The sequence below is a fragment of the Domibacillus antri genome, from assembly GCF_001936625.1.
GTDB classification, from domain to species: Bacteria; Bacillota; Bacilli; order Bacillales; family Domibacillaceae; genus Domibacillus; species Domibacillus antri.
This window is the reverse complement of the sequence record NZ_MSDU01000022.1, coordinates 81,869-99,420: the sequence shown is the minus strand read 5'-3', so window position 1 is coordinate 99,420 and position 17,552 is coordinate 81,869. Positions and strand designations below refer to the sequence as shown.

17 protein-coding genes are annotated in these 17,552 nt (G+C 43.9%); 2 read left to right on the top strand and 15 right to left on the bottom strand.

The genetic code is table 11. From position 1 onward, the window contains the following. Positions 1-17: 17 nt before the first annotated feature. The 9 genes from BTO30_RS10900 to BTO30_RS10860 all read right to left on the bottom strand — a co-directional run bounded on the left by BTO30_RS10900 (position 18) and on the right by BTO30_RS10860 (position 10,319). The gene (locus BTO30_RS10900; protein ID WP_075398755.1) at positions 18-1,112 is read right to left on the bottom strand and encodes a zinc-dependent alcohol dehydrogenase; all 1,095 of its coding nucleotides are present in this window, start codon (positions 1,110-1,112) and stop codon (positions 18-20) included. A 53-nt stretch (positions 1,113-1,165) separates the two neighbouring features. Next, positions 1,166-2,515, bottom strand: coding sequence for a Rieske 2Fe-2S domain-containing protein (locus tag BTO30_RS10895; protein ID WP_075398754.1), 1,350 nt, complete (start codon positions 2,513-2,515; stop codon positions 1,166-1,168). Positions 2,516-2,547: 32 nt separating this feature from the next. Beyond that, positions 2,548-3,447 carry a LysR family transcriptional regulator gene (locus BTO30_RS10890; protein ID WP_075398753.1) on the bottom strand — a complete coding sequence of 300 codons (900 nt, stop codon included), beginning with the start codon at positions 3,445-3,447 and terminating at the stop codon, positions 2,548-2,550. Between the two features lie 127 nt (positions 3,448-3,574). Beyond that, on the bottom strand, positions 3,575-5,479 hold the full coding sequence (locus tag BTO30_RS10885; RefSeq protein ID WP_245796431.1) for a TRAP transporter permease: 1,905 nt from the start codon (positions 5,477-5,479) through the stop codon (positions 3,575-3,577). A 27-nt stretch (positions 5,480-5,506) separates the two neighbouring features. Then, positions 5,507-6,571: a TAXI family TRAP transporter solute-binding subunit gene (locus BTO30_RS10880; RefSeq protein ID WP_075398751.1), complete on the bottom strand. Its 1,065-nt coding sequence runs from the start codon at positions 6,569-6,571 to the stop codon at positions 5,507-5,509. Between the two features lie 391 nt (positions 6,572-6,962). Beyond that, positions 6,963-7,157: a hypothetical protein gene (locus BTO30_RS10875; RefSeq protein ID WP_075398750.1), complete on the bottom strand. Its 195-nt coding sequence runs from the start codon at positions 7,155-7,157 to the stop codon at positions 6,963-6,965. Positions 7,158-7,398: 241 nt separating this feature from the next. Further along, a complete protein-coding gene (locus BTO30_RS10870) occupies positions 7,399-8,796 on the bottom strand; it encodes a HAMP domain-containing sensor histidine kinase (protein WP_425429458.1) in 1,398 nt (465 codons plus the stop codon). Positions 8,797-8,801: 5 nt separating this feature from the next. Then, positions 8,802-9,479 (bottom strand): response regulator transcription factor, encoded by a 678-nt coding sequence (locus BTO30_RS10865; RefSeq protein ID WP_075398748.1) that lies wholly within the window; start codon positions 9,477-9,479, stop codon positions 8,802-8,804. Positions 9,480-9,650: 171 nt separating this feature from the next. Continuing rightward, positions 9,651-10,319, bottom strand: a complete 669-nt coding sequence (locus tag BTO30_RS10860; RefSeq protein WP_075398747.1) for a PepSY domain-containing protein — start codon at positions 10,317-10,319, stop codon at positions 9,651-9,653. Positions 10,320-10,552: 233 nt separating this feature from the next. On the opposite strand from BTO30_RS10860, the gene BTO30_RS10855 reads away from it, so the two are divergent. Further along, entirely contained in the window at positions 10,553-11,269 is a 717-nt protein-coding gene (locus tag BTO30_RS10855; protein ID WP_075398746.1) for a class I SAM-dependent methyltransferase, read from the top strand. On the opposite strand, the gene BTO30_RS10850 is transcribed toward BTO30_RS10855, so the two are convergent. Further along, the gene (locus tag BTO30_RS10850) at positions 11,205-12,083 is read right to left on the bottom strand and encodes a DUF2268 domain-containing putative Zn-dependent protease (protein ID WP_245796432.1); all 879 of its coding nucleotides are present in this window, start codon (positions 12,081-12,083) and stop codon (positions 11,205-11,207) included. The two genes, BTO30_RS10855 and BTO30_RS10850, sit on opposite strands and share 65 nt — an antisense overlap. 171 nt (positions 12,084-12,254) lie before the next feature. Between BTO30_RS10850 and BTO30_RS10845 the strand changes: the two genes are divergently transcribed. Continuing rightward, positions 12,255-12,473, top strand: coding sequence for a hypothetical protein (locus tag BTO30_RS10845; RefSeq protein ID WP_075398744.1), 219 nt, complete (start codon positions 12,255-12,257; stop codon positions 12,471-12,473). A gap of 68 nt (positions 12,474-12,541) precedes the next feature. Here the strand turns inward: BTO30_RS10845 and BTO30_RS10840 are convergent, their stop codons facing one another. The 5 genes from BTO30_RS10840 to BTO30_RS10820 form a co-directional block, all read right to left on the bottom strand. Continuing rightward, positions 12,542-12,880, bottom strand: a complete 339-nt coding sequence (locus BTO30_RS10840; RefSeq protein WP_075398743.1) for a YolD-like family protein — start codon at positions 12,878-12,880, stop codon at positions 12,542-12,544. Between the two features lie 241 nt (positions 12,881-13,121). Then, entirely contained in the window at positions 13,122-13,517 is a 396-nt protein-coding gene (locus BTO30_RS10835) for a hypothetical protein (RefSeq protein ID WP_075398742.1), read from the bottom strand. Between the two features lie 32 nt (positions 13,518-13,549). Beyond that, on the bottom strand, positions 13,550-16,177 hold the full coding sequence (locus BTO30_RS10830; protein WP_075398741.1) for a YfhO family protein: 2,628 nt from the start codon (positions 16,175-16,177) through the stop codon (positions 13,550-13,552). Beyond that, positions 16,174-16,515, bottom strand: a complete 342-nt coding sequence (locus BTO30_RS10825) for a GtrA family protein (RefSeq protein ID WP_245796429.1) — start codon at positions 16,513-16,515, stop codon at positions 16,174-16,176. Before BTO30_RS10825 ends, BTO30_RS10830 begins: the two co-directional genes overlap by 4 nt. Continuing rightward, positions 16,502-17,497, bottom strand: a complete 996-nt coding sequence (locus BTO30_RS10820) for a glycosyltransferase family 2 protein (protein WP_075398739.1) — start codon at positions 17,495-17,497, stop codon at positions 16,502-16,504. The genes BTO30_RS10825 and BTO30_RS10820 overlap by 14 nt, the downstream gene beginning before the upstream one ends. Positions 17,498-17,552 lie beyond the last annotated feature (55 nt).

Sequence of the window (17,552 nt, the reverse complement as noted above, 5' to 3'; positions counted from 1 at the left end):
GCGAAACATTCTGTGAATCAGCTCCAAGGGTTTACAGTAACGTGAATAGCCCCTTTTTCTCCCTCTCCACCGACTGTTTTTAATGCTCGGTCCACTTCGTTCAGCCCAAAATCATGTGTGCACATCTCTCCTAAAGGATATTTACCCGAGGCGATTAATTGGATGGCCCGTTCAACCGAATCATAGCTATGCCCGCGGACACCCTTCATTGTGATGTATTTTGACATCAATTTATCACTGTAAAAGCCGGGTATTTCTTGATGTTTTTTCCCTGCAATAATGATCGTGCCTCTTATTTTCACTAACTCGATTGCCAGCGTAACGGTACTTGGACCGCCGGAGGCAACATCGATGACGATATCAGCCATTGCGCCGCCCGTAATCTCTTTCACCCGTTCATGAATATCTTCTTTCTGAACATCGATTGTATAATCAGCGCCAAACTTTCCGGCTAATTCCAGCCTTTCTTTGTCTGCTGTCATCCCGCTGACGATAATGCAATCCGCTCCAGCCTGTTTTGCGGCAAGGACACAGCCCAGCCCCTGCTGGCCCGGCCCCTGTATCAGGACTGTTTTTCCAGGACCGGCGCCGCCTTCATTGACGGCCCATTCAATCCCGTTCCCTAACGGCAGAGCTAATGCGGCCTCTCTGGCGGGAACGTGTTCCGGCACTTTGTGAAAGACCGAGTTCGGATGCAAATACAAAAATTGACTGTATCCGCCCCATAAAGAGGGCGTTTCATGAACGGTCGTGTATCCAAACCGGATACCGCCGTTCCATTTGTCGGTCGCTGCGCACAAACGAAATTCACCCGACCGGCAGCGGGGACAGTGTCCGCACGGGAGATATTCCTCCAGTGCGACACGGTCTCCTTCTTTCACTCCCCATCGTTCCGCGGCAAACTTCCCGGCCTTTTCTATATAGCCAACGACTTCATGGCCTAAAATCCGATCCCCAATATATTTTTTGTAGTCCGGCCAGTCACTGCCGCAAACACCCGACACCTCTACTCTCAGCAATCCTGCATCGTCAGGAATCTCCGGAATGTCAAATGTTTTCACGATCGTTTGTTTTTCGCCTGATTGAACAGCTGCCAATACTTTTTCGGTCAAAAATAACGCCCCCTCGAATATTTAATTAAGAAAATTTCGATCATTTAAAATATTCATTTTACATCCTGCATTGATTCTGCTTTATTTTGAACAGGCTCTTTGTTTGACTCTGCATCCCGAATATAATCTTCCTCTGTTAAGGCTAAAACGTCTTTAGCCCCGATTTGAAATGGAACACCCTCCGGTAAAACAACCGATGCAGATCGAACACGATGCGTTTCGGGACTTAGCGCCGGAGGAGTTTTACCTTCTTCAAGGTCCTGCGCTGCTTTCAGCATCATTCTGCGTGCCGCAATGATCGCCGCATCACTTGATCCGAGACGTTCCTGTGTCCGGTCCGCAATCAGTCCCTGTGTTTCCTGTACCGCGCTGTCTTGCGCCTGAATGCCGTGTATACCGGTGAAGGACTGACCGCTCGCCTGCAGCTCCCGGTCAATTAAATAGTCATTTTCTTTATTTTGCTTGGCTCTCAGCGTGCCCGGGATCAGTTCCATATGAATCCCTCTGCCGCTCTTCAATACATCAATTTCATGATCTGTCAAAGGACGCGCCGGGTTCCAATTGATATTCCATGTATAGACGTTCTCATCATCCATCGGCACCCAGGCATGAGCACCTCTTGGCGTATCTTCATAAGGCGGAATCATCGTATACCAAGGCATTAAAAATTGGGTAATCCGCCAATAAAGACTTCCTTTTTCGGCATGACGATTGGCTCCCACCAGCATTCCATAATCCATTTTTTCCACTTCAAATTTCGGCGCAGTATCTTGAGTCAGGTAGTTGGCTACTTGACTTCCAGCTGTCTTTTTCAGCCCCATAAACCCTTGGCCGCCCGCCCCTCTGTGCAGGAAAGAAATATGACTGGAGTCTAATCCGCCCTCGATCGCCTGAAAATAATTGTTGTATTGAATTTTCCTTGTCATATAGCGATGACTATCGGGTACTAAATTCCATTCCAGTTCAGGTAATTCGGGCATTAATTCTTCCGGGCCCATGTAGGTCCAAATGACCCCTCCGCGTTCCCGGCAAGGGTACGATTTGATTTTCACCTTATCTTTGAAATTGCTTGAAGGCGGTTCAGACGGCATATCTACACAGTCTCCATTTACATCGAATTTCCATCCGTGATATACGCAGCGAATCCCGCATTCTTCATTTCGGCCAAAATACAGGGACACTTTACGATGAGGACAGAACTCATCAATGAGTCCAACCTTGCCGTCTGTGTCACGAAATGCCAGCAGTTCTTCTCCCAGCAGTTTAATTTTTACCGGTGTACAATTCGGCTTCGGCAATTCAGTTGAAATCATCGCCGGAATCCAATATCTTCTAAAAAGTTTCCCCATAGGTGTATCCGGGCCGGTTCTCGTCAGCTTTTCATTATTTTCTTTTGATAACATTCTTTTATCCTCCATTTCATATTTTAAATTTCTTATAAATATTGTTGTTTTCCGATTTTTCCCCTCAACAAATCCATTATGAGCGACACAACTTGATAGGATTCTTTACGCTCTAATGAGATCATGGACAGGTTCTCTATAATAGGCGGGAGATTCTTTACCTCCACTTTTTTCAACAGCCCCTTATTGATCTCTTCTTCTATGCTGATCGTTGGTAATATGCAAATAAATGGTGAATAACTGACCATTTGTTTGGCTGCTTCAATCTGATTCAGCTCCATGGCCACATTCGGTGCCGCGTTCCATTCCGCATAAATTTTCCTGATTTGAGTCCAGGCGTCTGATCTTTGCTGATACGTGACCATCGGCGCTTTTAACAGTTCGTCCATCTCCACTTCTCTATCCGCGAAAGAATGCTCGGGGCTGCATACCACACTTAACTCACAGGACGACAACTGATATTGTTTTACTTCCTGTTTTTTTACTTTCGTAGACACGAGTCCGATGTCTATTTGATCCTGCATGAGCATTTCTGTAATTTGAACGGAATTGCCTGTCATCATCTTTAACTCAATGCCCGGATAATGTTTAAGAATACTCCCTAAAATAGCCGGGAGAATGTAGACCGACCATAAAGCCGTCGCCCCGATGGTTACTTTTCCTTCCAGCGTTTCATTTAAGCTCGACAGCTTTTCTTTCACAACACTTTCGATCTCCAGCAGTTTTAATGCGTAAGGCAGAAAGGCTTCCCCCTCCTTTGTCAGCTTAATCGCGCGTTTGCTGCGGACAAACAAAGATTTTCCTAATTCCTGCTCCAGCGTCTGAATACGCGCTGTGACGGTCGGCTGGCTCAAATGTAAAATATGAGAGGCTTGGGCAAAACTCATTTCTCTTGCGATCGTGACGAAGGTATGCACATTTTTCAAGTCCATTTCATCTCACCTGTCCTTATTAGTTGAATGATTTTTTTCATTTTAAATGATATTTTCTATTTTATAAATAGAAAATATCTATCGGACAGGCAGAAGAAAAGGATGGCACAAGGAGTGCCGAATTGTGTTAATTCGGCAGCTCACTTGGCAGTTCAGCATTGCTCTTTACTTTCGTAAATCTTTGCCACAGTAATACCGCTATTCCCAAAATAAAACCGATGAGCGGATAAAGAACACCCGGTCCTATTAATAGTAACCCAGCAATGCCCGTTACAACTCTTTCTACTGTATTCATGTTTTTGATGAAATATCCCCGAATACTGCAAGCAAGCAGAATAGAACCTGCAATAGCGGTAATAACCGCAATGGTTATATCTGATACGGACCCTTTAAGTAAAAGACCCGGGCTGAAAATAAAAGCAAATGGAATCAGGTAGGCGGCGATGCCTAACCGTACAGCCTCTCCCCCCGTTTCCCAAACTTTACTTCCACTAAGTCCGCAGGCAACATAGACCGCAATACAAACCGGCGGTGTGATGAAAGAAGATAAGCCCCAGTAAACCACAAATAAATGTGCGCTAATATCCGGAATGCCCATTTGAATTAACGCCGGTACAATCAGTGTAGCCAATGTAATATAGGCAGGGATTGAATCTAAGCCCATTCCCAAAATCAAACTGGCTAATCCGACCAGAAGCAAAGTGACAAGTAAGTTTCCTCCTGATACGTCTAAAATGAATTGGGAGAATTTAATACCGACACCGCTTAATTCCAGCGCCCCTACCATAATACCGACTGCGCCCGTGACAACGGCGATCAGCACCCATCCTTTAACAGCGGTTTCAAAGGATAGCATGATATTTTTAGGAAGAAGCCAATTTTCCCGGTCTTTTGATAAAAAGCTGCAGCCGATTAAAAATGGAAGCGAGTAGATTCCTGAGATTTCAGGCGTGAAGCCTTTTACAATTAGAAAATAGACTAAAGCGATAATCGGAATTAAGTAATACCAGCCTGCTGTAAACACCTTCCAAAAATCAGGGAGTTCATTTCTTGGCAGTGCCGGTATGCCTTCTTTGTACGCTTGCAGGTGGACGGAAACAAAGATGATTAAGAAGTAAAGCAAGGCCGGCACTAAAGCGGCAATCGCAATTTGCGCATACGGTACACCGATCCATTCCGCCATGACAAAGGCGATTGCTCCCATAACAGGCGGTAAAAATTGCCCTCCTGTTGAAGCGGTAGCCTCCACGGCGCCGGCAAACTTCGGTGTATAGCCTACTTTTTTCATGAGTGGGATGGTAAAGACGCCCGTTGTGGCTACATTCCCCGATGGCGAACCGGAAATAGAACCAAATAAAGCACTTGATAAAACCGCCGCCTTGGCCGGACCGCCTTTTGACCAGCCAGTAAGAGAGAGGGCAACGTCCATAAACCATTTCCCGGCACCGGCCCGTTCCAGCAAGGCGCCAAATATAAGGAAAACAATTAAGATCGAGGTGGCTACTTTAAGCGGCAGCCCGAAAATCCCGCTGCTTCCCACGAAAGCGCTGTATAATAATCGGTCCAGATCATAGCCTTCCCCGTATAAAATACCCGGAAGATACTTTTGAAATATCGTAATACTGACTAACGACAGAATCAGAATCGGAAAGACCCAGCCTGTTTTTCTTCTGACCGCTTCCAATAATGGAATGCAAAGAAGAATGGCTAAAAGGACGCCTGTTCCATCAAGAAACCCAAACTGGCTGTACTGAAGTACTCTATCATAGAAAAAGATCACATATCCTAAGCTCACAATCGAACAGCCAATTAACAAATAATCATAAAAAGGAATTTTCGAACTTTCTTTTTTAGTAGCACGGAATAAAATGAAGATGATGATCAATGCACAAGTCAAACTGATGGCCAGATGGACTTGTGTAGGGATGAATAAACCAATCTGAGGCAAAAATTGTCCGGCGATAATAATATGGTAGAGACCAATTATTGTGGAAATCCATAAGACTAATTTAGATCGCAGCAATCTTATCACCTTCCCTTTATAATTAAAGCATCACTATTACTGGCTTTCTAATGTTTGCTGGATCGCGTCCATTTCAGGATTCCAGGCCTTGATTTCTTGATAATATTGAATGGCCCCCTCATGGAACGGGATAACAGGATCCGTTAAGGAATGTTCAACAGTCCAGTCTTTAGCCGAGCTGTGAAGCGCGCTGAATTCTCCGTAATTGTCAAACATCGTTTTCGTTAAGCGGTACACCGCATCCTTTTCTAAGTCTCCTTGTGCCACTAAATACGTGTTCAACGCAAACGCGGTGACATCTTCTTCGTGATTAGGATAGGTTCCACCTGGAATCACAAATTTATGGACCGCTTTAGGCAGCTGTTCTAAAATGGCATCGGCTTTCTCTTCATCAAAGGAAATAAGCTTAAACTCTTCATCGGAAAAGAGTTCAGATAATGTTGCCGCATGTAAGCTGGCAGGGAAAAAGGCGGCGTCCACATTGCCCAGCTCTAAAGCTTCCAGAACTTCCGGTGAATCCGTCGTTGAAATAATCGTTACATCGTCTTTTGAAACGCCATACACATCCAGGGCCGCATTCATAATTTTGGCAATCTCAGGCATGGCGGGACGATCGGCAATAATTTTTTTTCCTTTTAAATCACCCGGACTGTCAATGCCGGAGTCTTTTCGGACAATGAGCTGCCGCACGGACGCTTGTCCTTGTGCGACAAGGCGGACATCCACTTTCTTTTCAAAAGGAGCCACTCCTTTGAATCCATCCTCCGCTGCAAGCGAATTCGTGATGGCAAAGTCAACTCTATCCGTATCGAGCGCAAAAACATTCGGGTGTGATCCCCCTACAGGTTCAACGGTCATATTAAATCCGGGATCATGTTTGGACATAATGTTCGATAATCCTACTCCGACCGTATAAAAAGGACTTCCTGAACTGGATGTGCCGATTCGGACCGAAGTTTGTTGTCCGGTTTGACCGGATGAATTTGAAGGTTCAGCTGAAGTTTGTGCGGAATTTTGGTTCCCAGTTGATCCACATGCGCTTAAAAGCAAACTAAATGTGAAGATAGCTGTAAAAAAAACGACAACTTGTTTTTTGACCAAAATGAACTTCTCCTCCCTTTTCCTCTTAAATTGATTAGAGATTGTGTCAAATACTCCTTTCACCGAAAAAATGTATGCGCTTTCTTAAATTAAAAAAGGCAATAAATAATGTTTTAATATTTTGACTTTTTTAATTATTAACACTTTATCTTATACATCGTTGAATTGTAAAATAGATTTTTTCTATCAATTGCCGAAAAGAAAAATGTGTATTCGAAAAAATCTATTGTTACGAAAATTTCACCATTCCCTTTCTCTTATAAAATTGGATTGAACATTGTGACAGAATGCTCTTCACACTGTATTCTATTCTCCCTGTTTTCTCTTTATACCGGCCGATATTCAGGATAAAACAAAAAAACTCCCTGGAGGAGCTTTACACTTTTTATGTTTACGCATAGCGTTCTTCTATGTCTATTTGTTCTTTCAGGTTTTCCGCCCGCCCCATAAATCGGACTCCATCATTTATTTGAACGGTGTCACAAACAAGATGCACAACTTTGTTTTTTTCCGTCCAGGCAACCAGATCTTTTTCCAAAATCCGTTTTCCGCAGGCACAACATGTAAAACCAACTGCAAAGTTCATTTTATACCCTCCATTTGTAAGCGCTTCATTTGATTATATCTTAAATAAAATGAAAATATTGTAAAAACATCAAAAAGATTATGTCGAATAAAAGGAATATTTGCGGTTTCATCATTTCAAAAACAAGAGCTGTCCTAACAGGTAGTAAAAAAGACCTCCTTCTTATTAAAGAAGGAGGGATAATCATTTGAATAGGACACCCCATCCATCAATATGAAGCAAGGAAGCCTAAGAAGATCGTTTATTTTAAGACAGGGAATGCAATCGTGAATGTTGTCCCTTCTCCCTCCTTGCTCTGAATATCAATTGTACCGTTGTATTTTTCAATCCAGCGTTTCGCAATCGCAAGGCCCAGTCCCAAGCCCCCCTGTTTTCTGCTTCGCGCTTTATCTACCCGATAAAATCGATTTAATACATAGGGAATTTCCTGTTCCGGGATGCCGATTCCTTGATCCGTCACCTTTATCCACACAGTCTCCTCATCTGATGCACACGTAATGAAAATCTCTTTCTCTTCCATTGAAAATTTTACCGCATTGTCTAATAAGATAATGAGAAGCTGCTCTAAATGACGGGCTGGAAGGGCAGCACGCGGCGTATCTTCCTGCATGTGCATCGTAAATCGATAGTCTGGATGCAATAAGGCAAAGTTATGCTTAACGGATTGAATGACCTGAATAACCTGTGCGGGTGTCTGATCAATTTGTCCAGTTGTTCCCGCTTCCGCTCTTGACAATTCCAGCAGTTCTTGAACAAGCAAAATCAAGCGCTCCACTTCTTTTAAACTTGATTGAAGCGATTTGTTCAATACGTCAGGATCATCTTTTCCCCACCGGTTTAACAGAGCAAGGTGGCCATGGATAATGGCAAGCGGCGTTCGCAGTTCGTGGGAAGCATCTTCAACAAATTGCTTTTGCTGCATAAACGATTCTTCCAAATCGTCCATCAGTTCATTGAACAGTTTCCCTAATTGGGCAATTTCATCATTCGTTTCGCGGACAGGGACACGCTCTTTAAGACCATTCACTTTTATTTTTTGCATTGTATCGGTCATCGCCCGTACATTGGATAATAATTGTCTGGAAAGAAAGGTGCCGCCAAAAAAACTGAGTAACAGTCCGCCAATTCCCGCCGCCATTAACATAAAGAAGATGTTATCAACGAAGTCATCAAACATTTCCATGCTTCGGATAATCTCAATCGTTCCTGTAAATTCGCCGGTCACGATCGGTGCCCTTAAAATCAGAAGCGGGTCTTCACCATTGCGAACGGTTTCAAACTGCTTGCTTTTGACAGGCAATGGAGCCATTTCTGTTTCTGGATAACCATCTGAAACACTTAAAATGATCTGTCCTTTCTCATCCATGATTCGCGTTAATTGATCTTCCTCATTGATTTTTGAAAAGTCGGATTCTCTTTTTTGGATCGCTTCTATTGTAAGAGGCTGTTCAGCAGTTTCAAGTAAAACGATCATTTCTTCTAATTGTCTATTTACATTTTGTTTCTCAAAGCTTAAAGTCCTTTGTTCAATGATCACATATTGCAGCACTAAATAAGAGAAAAAAAGAATAAACATGAATGCAGAAGACCATATCGTTATTTTCCATTTAATAGGTAATCCTGAATAATAATTTTTCATTTTGTTCATTCCCGCATCACATATCCCACTCCCCGTACCGTTTGAATGTAAGCTTCTTTTTCATCTGTGTTTAATTTCGTGCGCAAGTGCCGCACATACACATCAATCACGTTTGTTTCGACAGCCGTATCATACGACCATATGCGTTCTAACAGCATGTCCCGTGTCAATACCCGGTTAATATTTTTCATAAAAAAGGAAAGAAGTTCAAACTCTTTATTCGTCAGCTCGATTGTGTCGTTCTCTTTCGTCAGGAGCCGCGATTCTAAATCGAGTTCCAGATCTTTAAATGTTAAAGTACGTGTTTGACTTGCGGCCATTCTTTCCTGGCGTTTAAATATAACACGCATTCTTGCCAGCAGTTCTTCAATAGCAAAAGGCTTTGGCAAATAATCATCCGCGCCATTATCGAGTCCCATGACACGGTCCATGACGCTGTCTTTAGCGGTCAGCATAATAATGGGCGTATTTTTGACCGTTCGCAGGCGTCTGCATACTTCGATCCCATTCAGCCCCGGCAGCATCAAGTCGAGAAGAATAAGGTGAAAATCTTGATTCATTGCTTTGTCCAATCCTTCACGTCCATCATACGAAATGTCAACTGAATATCCTTCGTATTTAAGCTCCAGTTCTAAAAATTCAGCCAGCCCTTCTTCATCCTCTATGATCAAGATCTTTTGCATCGTTTATCTCCTTTCTTCCATTCCCTGATTTCATGAGCTAATTCTACTATAAAGAATGGATCATTTTAATAAAATAAAACCGCTCATACGGAACGGTTCAAAAAGGTATGTAAGAAAGAAGCCTACTTGCGATTCGCAAATAGGACTCCCTTTTTTGTGCATTGTCATGCTTTATTCGTTATCATCATCGTTTTCTTCAGAATCATCGTCCTCTTCGGAATCGTCGTCTTCATGATCAGCCTCGGCTTTTAACACCTTGCCGGATTTTGCGTCGACCAGGATTTCCTGTTCTTGTCCTTTTTGATCTATCACGTCCACCGCATACACGACCACACCGTCTTCTTCTTCAAGCGCTGCCTCTTTTACTTCTCCGGGAACTTTTTTAAGCGCGGCCGCTATTCCCTCTTCTTTTGTTAAGACCGCTTCTTTTTCAAGCTTTTTTTGTTCTTCCTGGTCATTTTCTTCTCCATCTTCTTGTTCGGACTCGTCATCAATCGCTTCTATTTTTAACACTTTTCCCGTATTCGCATCTACCACGACCTCGTGTTTTTGGCCCTGGTCATCTGTAACTTCTACGCTGTAGACGATAACACCATCTTCGTCTTCAAGTTCAATATAAGAGGCCTGGCCCTGAACTTCTTTTAAAGCAATGTCAATGCTTTCTTGCTTTGTCAGTTTCGCTTCCTTTTCCAATTGTTTCTGTTCTTTTGTCTCGGAAACTTCTGTTTGACTGCCGCTTGTATTGCCTGTCGCAAATGCGGAAAGGTTTAATACGGAACCCGCAATGCCTCCACCTAGAACGGTTACGGCTAATGCCGGCACTAAAAATTTCTTTTTCATTGTAGTGTTCCTCCTTGATTGCTTGTTTTATCTTACATCATTACAATAACCCCCAGCCATGAAGTTCCTATGAATGGAACATAAAAACAACCTAATTTTTTCATTAAAAATTTTTCATTTTTCCATTTGTTACATTATAAAGGTCTTCTTCTCCTTCTTCCTGTCCGTGTACACGCCGCTTCCGCTTCTGCATAAATTGAGATAGAGCACTTTCAATGAATGGGGGAATACGGATGAACAACACGTATCTGGATTTACTGGCCTATTTCGGCATTGGCGGGGCGCACCCCGGGGGGTTTCCTTTTACACAGCGCATCTTTCAGGATGAACGCATTTCCCCGGCGGATTCCGTTTTAGAAATTGGCTGCGGCACAGGGCAGACTGCTGCGTTTATCGCACAAAAATACAGCTGCCGCGTGACAGCTGTCGATCATCACCCCATTATGATTGAAAAAGCAAAAGAGCGGTTCAAAGATTCAGCGTTACGCGTCCATGTCATCGAAGGAGATGCACAAAACCTGCCATTTCAAGACCATTCCTTTGATTTTATTCTGGCGGAATCTGTTATTTCATTTATGGATATTTCCAGGACTCTGCAGGAATTATTTCGATTAGTAAAACGGGATGGACGGCTGGTCATGATTGAAATGACAGCGGAAGAACCTCTGACACAGAACGTACAAAGAAAAGTAGGCAGTCTGTATGGCATCCATGAAGTGTTGAGTGAACAAGAGTGGAAAATGAAACTGCAGGAGACCGGATTCACAAAGATTGACATGCTCCCTGCCCCTTCTGAACGAATCGAAACAGCCATAGCGGATATGAATCCGTCCGAAAATATTAGCGATGAATTGTATGACAGATGGGATGAGCACAATGCTTTTCTCAGTCAAACTGATGTCCCTCTTGGTTTTCGCGCGTTTCGCTGCGGTTTTCATACGCAAAAATAGAGCCTGCTATTAACTCATCGGATGATTTGGTGTATAATTCGTTATTTGGAAAAGGACCGAGGCGAGTTTCATACGTGTCAACGATTTGAAACCCGATGTGATAGCCAATCCATTTCGGAAGCTGCCGATCCTCCCGGCCATATAAAAAATCATCGCAGCTGTCTTTGCCGGCCAGATGCAAGGCTGGTACAAAACGATGGTTCCAAATATCCGCGATATCAGCAAACGAATACAGACCGGTCCACGGAGCCAGCCATTTTTCACCGTATAACTCTTTAACGGCAAATTCCCCGAGCCCTTCAATAATAAGCGCTTCTTTTAAAGACAGCTGGTGATCATCCACATTTAGGTGCGTTAACCGGCATACATGGTTATATTCATGGGCCAAGGCGGCCTTTATTTCTTCTTTGGCAAGATCAGGGGCCAGAAATAAAAAAATCGCTTTTTTAAACGCAAGCCCATTTTTCTTCACTGCCCTTTTATCCGCCGCCAGATGGGCCTGTCTAACCGGAAAAATGAAGATGGGTATTTCAGGCCCTTTCCACTTATTTTTTAATCGGTTATATTCCCTATTCACCATCTTCCATATGTTATTTTTATCCATTTCATGAACAGTATTTTCCATATTAATCCATTCATAGGGTTCAAATAATCCATGGACAAGCAAGTGATAATGCAGTTCTGCCGGGCTTAAATCCGGAAACCATTTCGTCAGCGGCGACCCCACTGTGTCACATTGACTAAAGTAAGGATCTTTCCCTGTCTTTTTTTGGCATGCGGTCACGAAATCACAGATCCATGTTTGTGTGTTCATCACGGACACGGTTCTCTCCTCCCCTTTGCACATGGGTGCTCTCTTATCTATATGTGCTTCGCTTGTAAAGGTTCTTGATCATTCATGCATATAGACGCTTATCCATGACAATATCTCTTTTTCGGCATACGTTAATAAGTATAATAAAGTAAAATAATGAGGGGGCTCATGATGTCCAGCACAAGCATGTATAAACGCTGCTGCCATTATGACGGAAAAATAGTCCGGCTGACCGAGCATGATGGCAAAATTCATATAGCGGAAATGACCAATGTGAATCGGGAGTTTGTTTGGCTGCGCCCTGTTGGAAACTGGAGAGGATTTGGACTTGGCTATCCCATGGCACTTGCTTTTATAGCCGGAATTACCCTCGCATCCGCACCGTTCTGATCATTGATAAAAGATAAGAGTTCCTGCTGCATTTTCGCAGGAGCTCTTGTCTTTTTTCCATGGCTTCATCAGTCCTCTCCCCATCCTCCATCCGCGAAATCAATAAAGGCGATATCTTTCATATAAAAATACGCACTGGACCCAGCTATCTGGATATAGCCTTCTTCCCAGTGAACGGATTTCACCACGCCGGTCACGGTGAAATACGGCTCACCAAACGTCATCATTTTGATTTCAATCGGCTTTCCATAATGAACCGAAGCAGCGAGCACCCGGTCAAATATGTCCTTCGCCTGCTCGTCCAGAAGAATGGGGTTCTTTTCGATGACCGTTTCCTGCATCTGCTCAGCATGCTCCGACAGCATAAATCCCTGCCACTTTAACATTTTCCGGTCATTGTATAACATGTGCAGCGCCTCCTCGAACATTCGTTCTTTTCGTTTTATTATAAGAACAAAAGTTCCATTTAGCAAACGCTTCTTTTTGGTAATCATGGAAAATGTGCAATGGACCGGTATTTTCTTATAAGAAACGGAGAGAATAACAGGAACCCATTTTCAAGAAGGTATCAGGATGGCTGATCATAAAGAAGAGTATGATTGTAAAATCCGGCCCAAATGGTACAGAATCCGGCCATTCATCCGCAATTTATGGGGCAGCGGCTTCTTTTTCTTTGTAGAATCTGGACACGGCATGGCTAAATGCCTGTTTCCGTTCCAGCAGCGTCGCCTTGGCTTTTTTCATTCCTTCATCAAATGTATGCCAAGAGATTCCATATTTTTCTTCAAACCAGCCCATGAAGTCCAATTCCTTGCTGCCCTGCGGATAAACCAACTCATAAATGGTGTCGTAGGCTTTTTCGGCATCACAGGCTGACAGAGGCCCCGTCAAAACGTTCAACGCCGCTTTTCGTCCATCCCCAACATAAAACGATACGGCTATTTCGGGAATGGCGGCGATGTGCCGGCCGTTATGGGTCACAATAAAACACTCGGCATTTTTGCTCCCGCCGGCAAAAACACCGGCAATCTTGATTCGGTCCACCTTGTCATCACCTCTAAATTGGTTTCTGCCCTTCAGTTTTCCCCATTTTGCTTTTCTTTAAAATGAGGATTTTTCAGGCGGCATATAGGCCGCCGTCTGCAAATGATGACAGCCCCCAGTATGCCAGCCAGCGACAGAAAAAGAGACATTTGAAAGTAAGGCGGATAATAGACGAATTCAATATGATTGATTCCTTCTTTTAATGCAAAACCCGTCCATGCATAGTTTGCTTTTTCAACCGGCTGTTGTTCGCCGTTTATGCTCAGTTCCCAGCCTTTTTCATAAGGAATCGGCAGCATCATATACATTTCGCCGGACCGATTGTGATAGTCAATCGAGATTTTATTCCGATTCCATTCGAAAGAGGGATTGTCCGCTTCTTTCCCGGCAGCCATCTTCAGTTCACGATAGTCTTCTTCGTATAAGGCAAGTCCTTTCAATTCATAGCGTCCTTCCGGTACACGAATCGACACTTTTTCCCTTTTCGGCACCCGGATCACCAAGTCGTTCACACCTGTTTTATAAATGGACGCACCGTGTTTTCTCGTTGTCCGGTAGTCATTCACCTTCAAAGAAAAACCCTTTCCATCGAGATTTTCAATCGTAAAATGGACGTAGAAATCGCCTGATCCGAGAAGCTTCCGGTCCGGGATTAAATCGATTCCGCCTGTTTTTTCTGAAACGGTGAGGCGGTTCTGCTGATACGCTGCCCCGATTGTTTCCATGACGGTGCTGCCTATATGATTGGTTTCCTTAGACGGCTGGCGCGTACTGCTCCGGTTCAAAATGATTCCTTCGAGCATCGCATGCTCCCGATCAAGCGGCGGGGCGGATTGCAAGTCTTTTTCAGAAAACACGTTTTTAACTGTCCGGACAAAAGGCAGCGGCATGGTGTTTTTGTACACCACATAATTCTCGGATTCCGCAAAAAGAACAAAGCCATACGGTGCCTGCCCGCTTTTGTTTTTCTCTCTCATCCAATAGTCTGCCTGCAGCAGGCTGTGAAGATTCGAACGGCTGCCAAGCGTGGCAAAACGGCTGACACTTTCTCTGCCCATATCGATTTTCAAATCATGCCAATAAAAAAATAAAAGCGCTTCGTTCAAAATACTGGAATACAGGCTGGTCCCGTTAAAACCCTGCACAATGGGCGTATTATTCCTTGCCGCTGTCATCCAGTCAATCCGAAACAGGCGGTCCCCTTCTTCGTGTTTTATTTTTTCGATCAGCTGCTGCTGTTCTTCGCTGTTGAAGTCATCACTCGTTAAAAATTTATTGGACACTTGATGAACCGAATAGTCAGAAACGGCATACTTCTGGTAAACATTGACGACCAGCACACTCGACAATAAAACCCATCCTTGCAGCATCATCCTTGTCCATTTCTTTTTTTTCCAGCTGAAAAGCAGGACGATAATGACGGTCATCAACAGCAAAGACAAAATAAAAGCATACAGCGCCTTCAACTGTCCGCTGCTGATCGGCAAACGCTGTTCCGCATAGCCGATCAGCCCATACAGCAAAATCGTTCCGGCAACCGACCCGAAAACTGGGCGGAAATGGGTGTTTCTTAAAAGGTTCAGCCCCGCCCCCGTCACGCCGCCTGCTGTAAAAGACAGCACATATTCCCATCGGTATTGCGGAGCGGAAAAGCCATTAAAGGCACTGGCCGCCAGCGGGCTGAAATGAAGCAGGACCAAAAAAAGGCTCAATGCGGCAAAAAAAGCAAAGACACGGTGTTGATAAAAAGAACGTGTCAGCAAAAAGAGGACAACGAGAGACGGCAGAATAATGAAGCGGCTGGAAAACAAAATATTATCGGTAAAATCAAACCATGGTATTTCCTGTTGGTATACTGGGCGGGCATTGTTTAGAAACCCGTAAACGGCCGGGAGAAGAGCGACGGCACTGATACAAAAACTGATGCCCCCGCCTTGTATAAACCATTTCAGCTGCCGCCCTTTTGACAGCTCACTTTCCGTTAACGGAAACATCCAGCGGAAAACCATATAAATGAATAAAAAAATGAGATTGATGTAAGCAAAATAAAAGTTATGGATCAGCATGAAAGAGAGCGTCACAATGAACAAAAGAGACCGTTCTTCCCTGATGATTTTTTCAACCCCGAACACAAGCAAAGGCACCCAAAGCATCGCATCCGCAAAAAACTCCCAAAAGACCACATGCCGGAAATACATAATGGACACGCCATACACAGCGGCCCCTGAAAAAGCGGCGGCCGTATGGATGTTCATATACCGGTACACCAGTGTGGAAACAAATAAAATGACACTTAACCGGAGGATGCTGACAATCAAGCCCGCCTTCAGCCAAAAGAAAAAATCGGGCGGCCCAATTATATGAAAGGATTCCATCAAAAAAACAGCGCACATCGTGAGGAGAAACACGGCGGACGTTGAATAATAGTAGGCCAGCTGACTGTAAAATCCTCCGCCAAGTCCAAATCCCCACGAATAAAAAAAGGTCCCTTTGCTGTATTGTTCATAAATAAAGGTTTTAAAAGGAACGATTTGAGACAGTCCGTCATTGGGGCCGGCCATAAACCTTCCTTCCGTCCACTCGTGCAAAAAAAAGACATGCGCCGCCGCAGACAGCAGCAAACTGCCGAGCAGTAAAAGCCATATCGATTTTTTGCTCATCCTGTAACACGCTCTTTTTTAAATATTTTACCTGTCACGATAAACGTCACCGGAACCGCAGCGGCGACAGCGATGATCGGCGCCATCGTGCTGTTCATATGGAGATATTCAATAAAGACATACATGACAAGAGAAGAGACAGTCACATTAAAAAGCTGTGTGAGCGGGAACGCAAAAAAAGCGGACAGCGTCGGCTTTACTCTATAGGTAATGTATGAATGCAAAAAAAAGGAGAGGATCATACTGACAAAAAAGGCTGTCAGATGAGATACAATATACGTTAATCCAGCCGCCGAATGAAGCAGCAAATACATCACATAATAATTACAAGTATTCATTGCCCCTATGATGACGAATCTGATAAATTCTTGTCCTTTTCTTCTCATATGGCACTCCATTCCCAATATTGGTTTCCTGAATTAAAAAAGGAGGCCGTTTTTTCGTTTCATAATAAATCCGGCCGATATATTCGCCAATAATCCCCAGACTTAACAGCTGAATACCTCCCAGCAAAAGAACGGCTGAAATGATCGTAAAGTAGCCGGGCACGTCAATTCCATTTTTCACAATATAAAAAAACGTCATGGCGCTGTAAATCACCGCCATCAGCAAAATAAACGCACCTGTATAAAAACAGGCTCTGAGCGGCTTATGATTAAATGACCAAAGCCCGTCCAGCCCGTAGTTCAGCAGTTTTGAAAACGACCATTTTGTATCGCCGTTTTCACGGAGCACATGATCGTAATCGATGATTTTCTGCTGCATGCCGATCCAGGAAAACAGCCCTTTGGAAAAACGCTGATTTTCATTTAAGGACAAGGCGGCCTGTACCGCTCTTTCACTCAGAAGCCTGAAATCACCGACGCCGTCCTCAATATCCACATCCACCACTTTGTTAACCATTTTATAATAAGCGGCGGCGCACAATCGGCGAAACGAGGGCTCCCCTTTCCGGTTCCGCCGGGCAATGACTTGATCATAGCCTTCTTCATGCCCTTTAATTAATTCAGGGATTAACGAGGGCGGATGCTGCAGATCGGCATCCATCAAAATCGCCGCTTTGCCGGTTATATACTGCAGCCCGGCAAAAAGAGACGCTTCCTTTCCAAAATTGCGTGAGAAGGAAACGTATTTCACATTTGACGTTCTCTTGGATAATTTTTTGATCCGTTCAAGCGTTCCATCCGTACTGGCATCATTGATAAACAGCACTTCCACATCATAAGGGAGTCTTGAGAATTCTTTAACAATGCTTTCATAAATTAACGGTATATTTTCTTCCTCGTTGTAAGCGGGAATAATAATCGAAATAACCTCCATGCGGGCGGACCACTCCTTATTTAACACTCATCAGACAATAGCCTGCCCTTCTTTT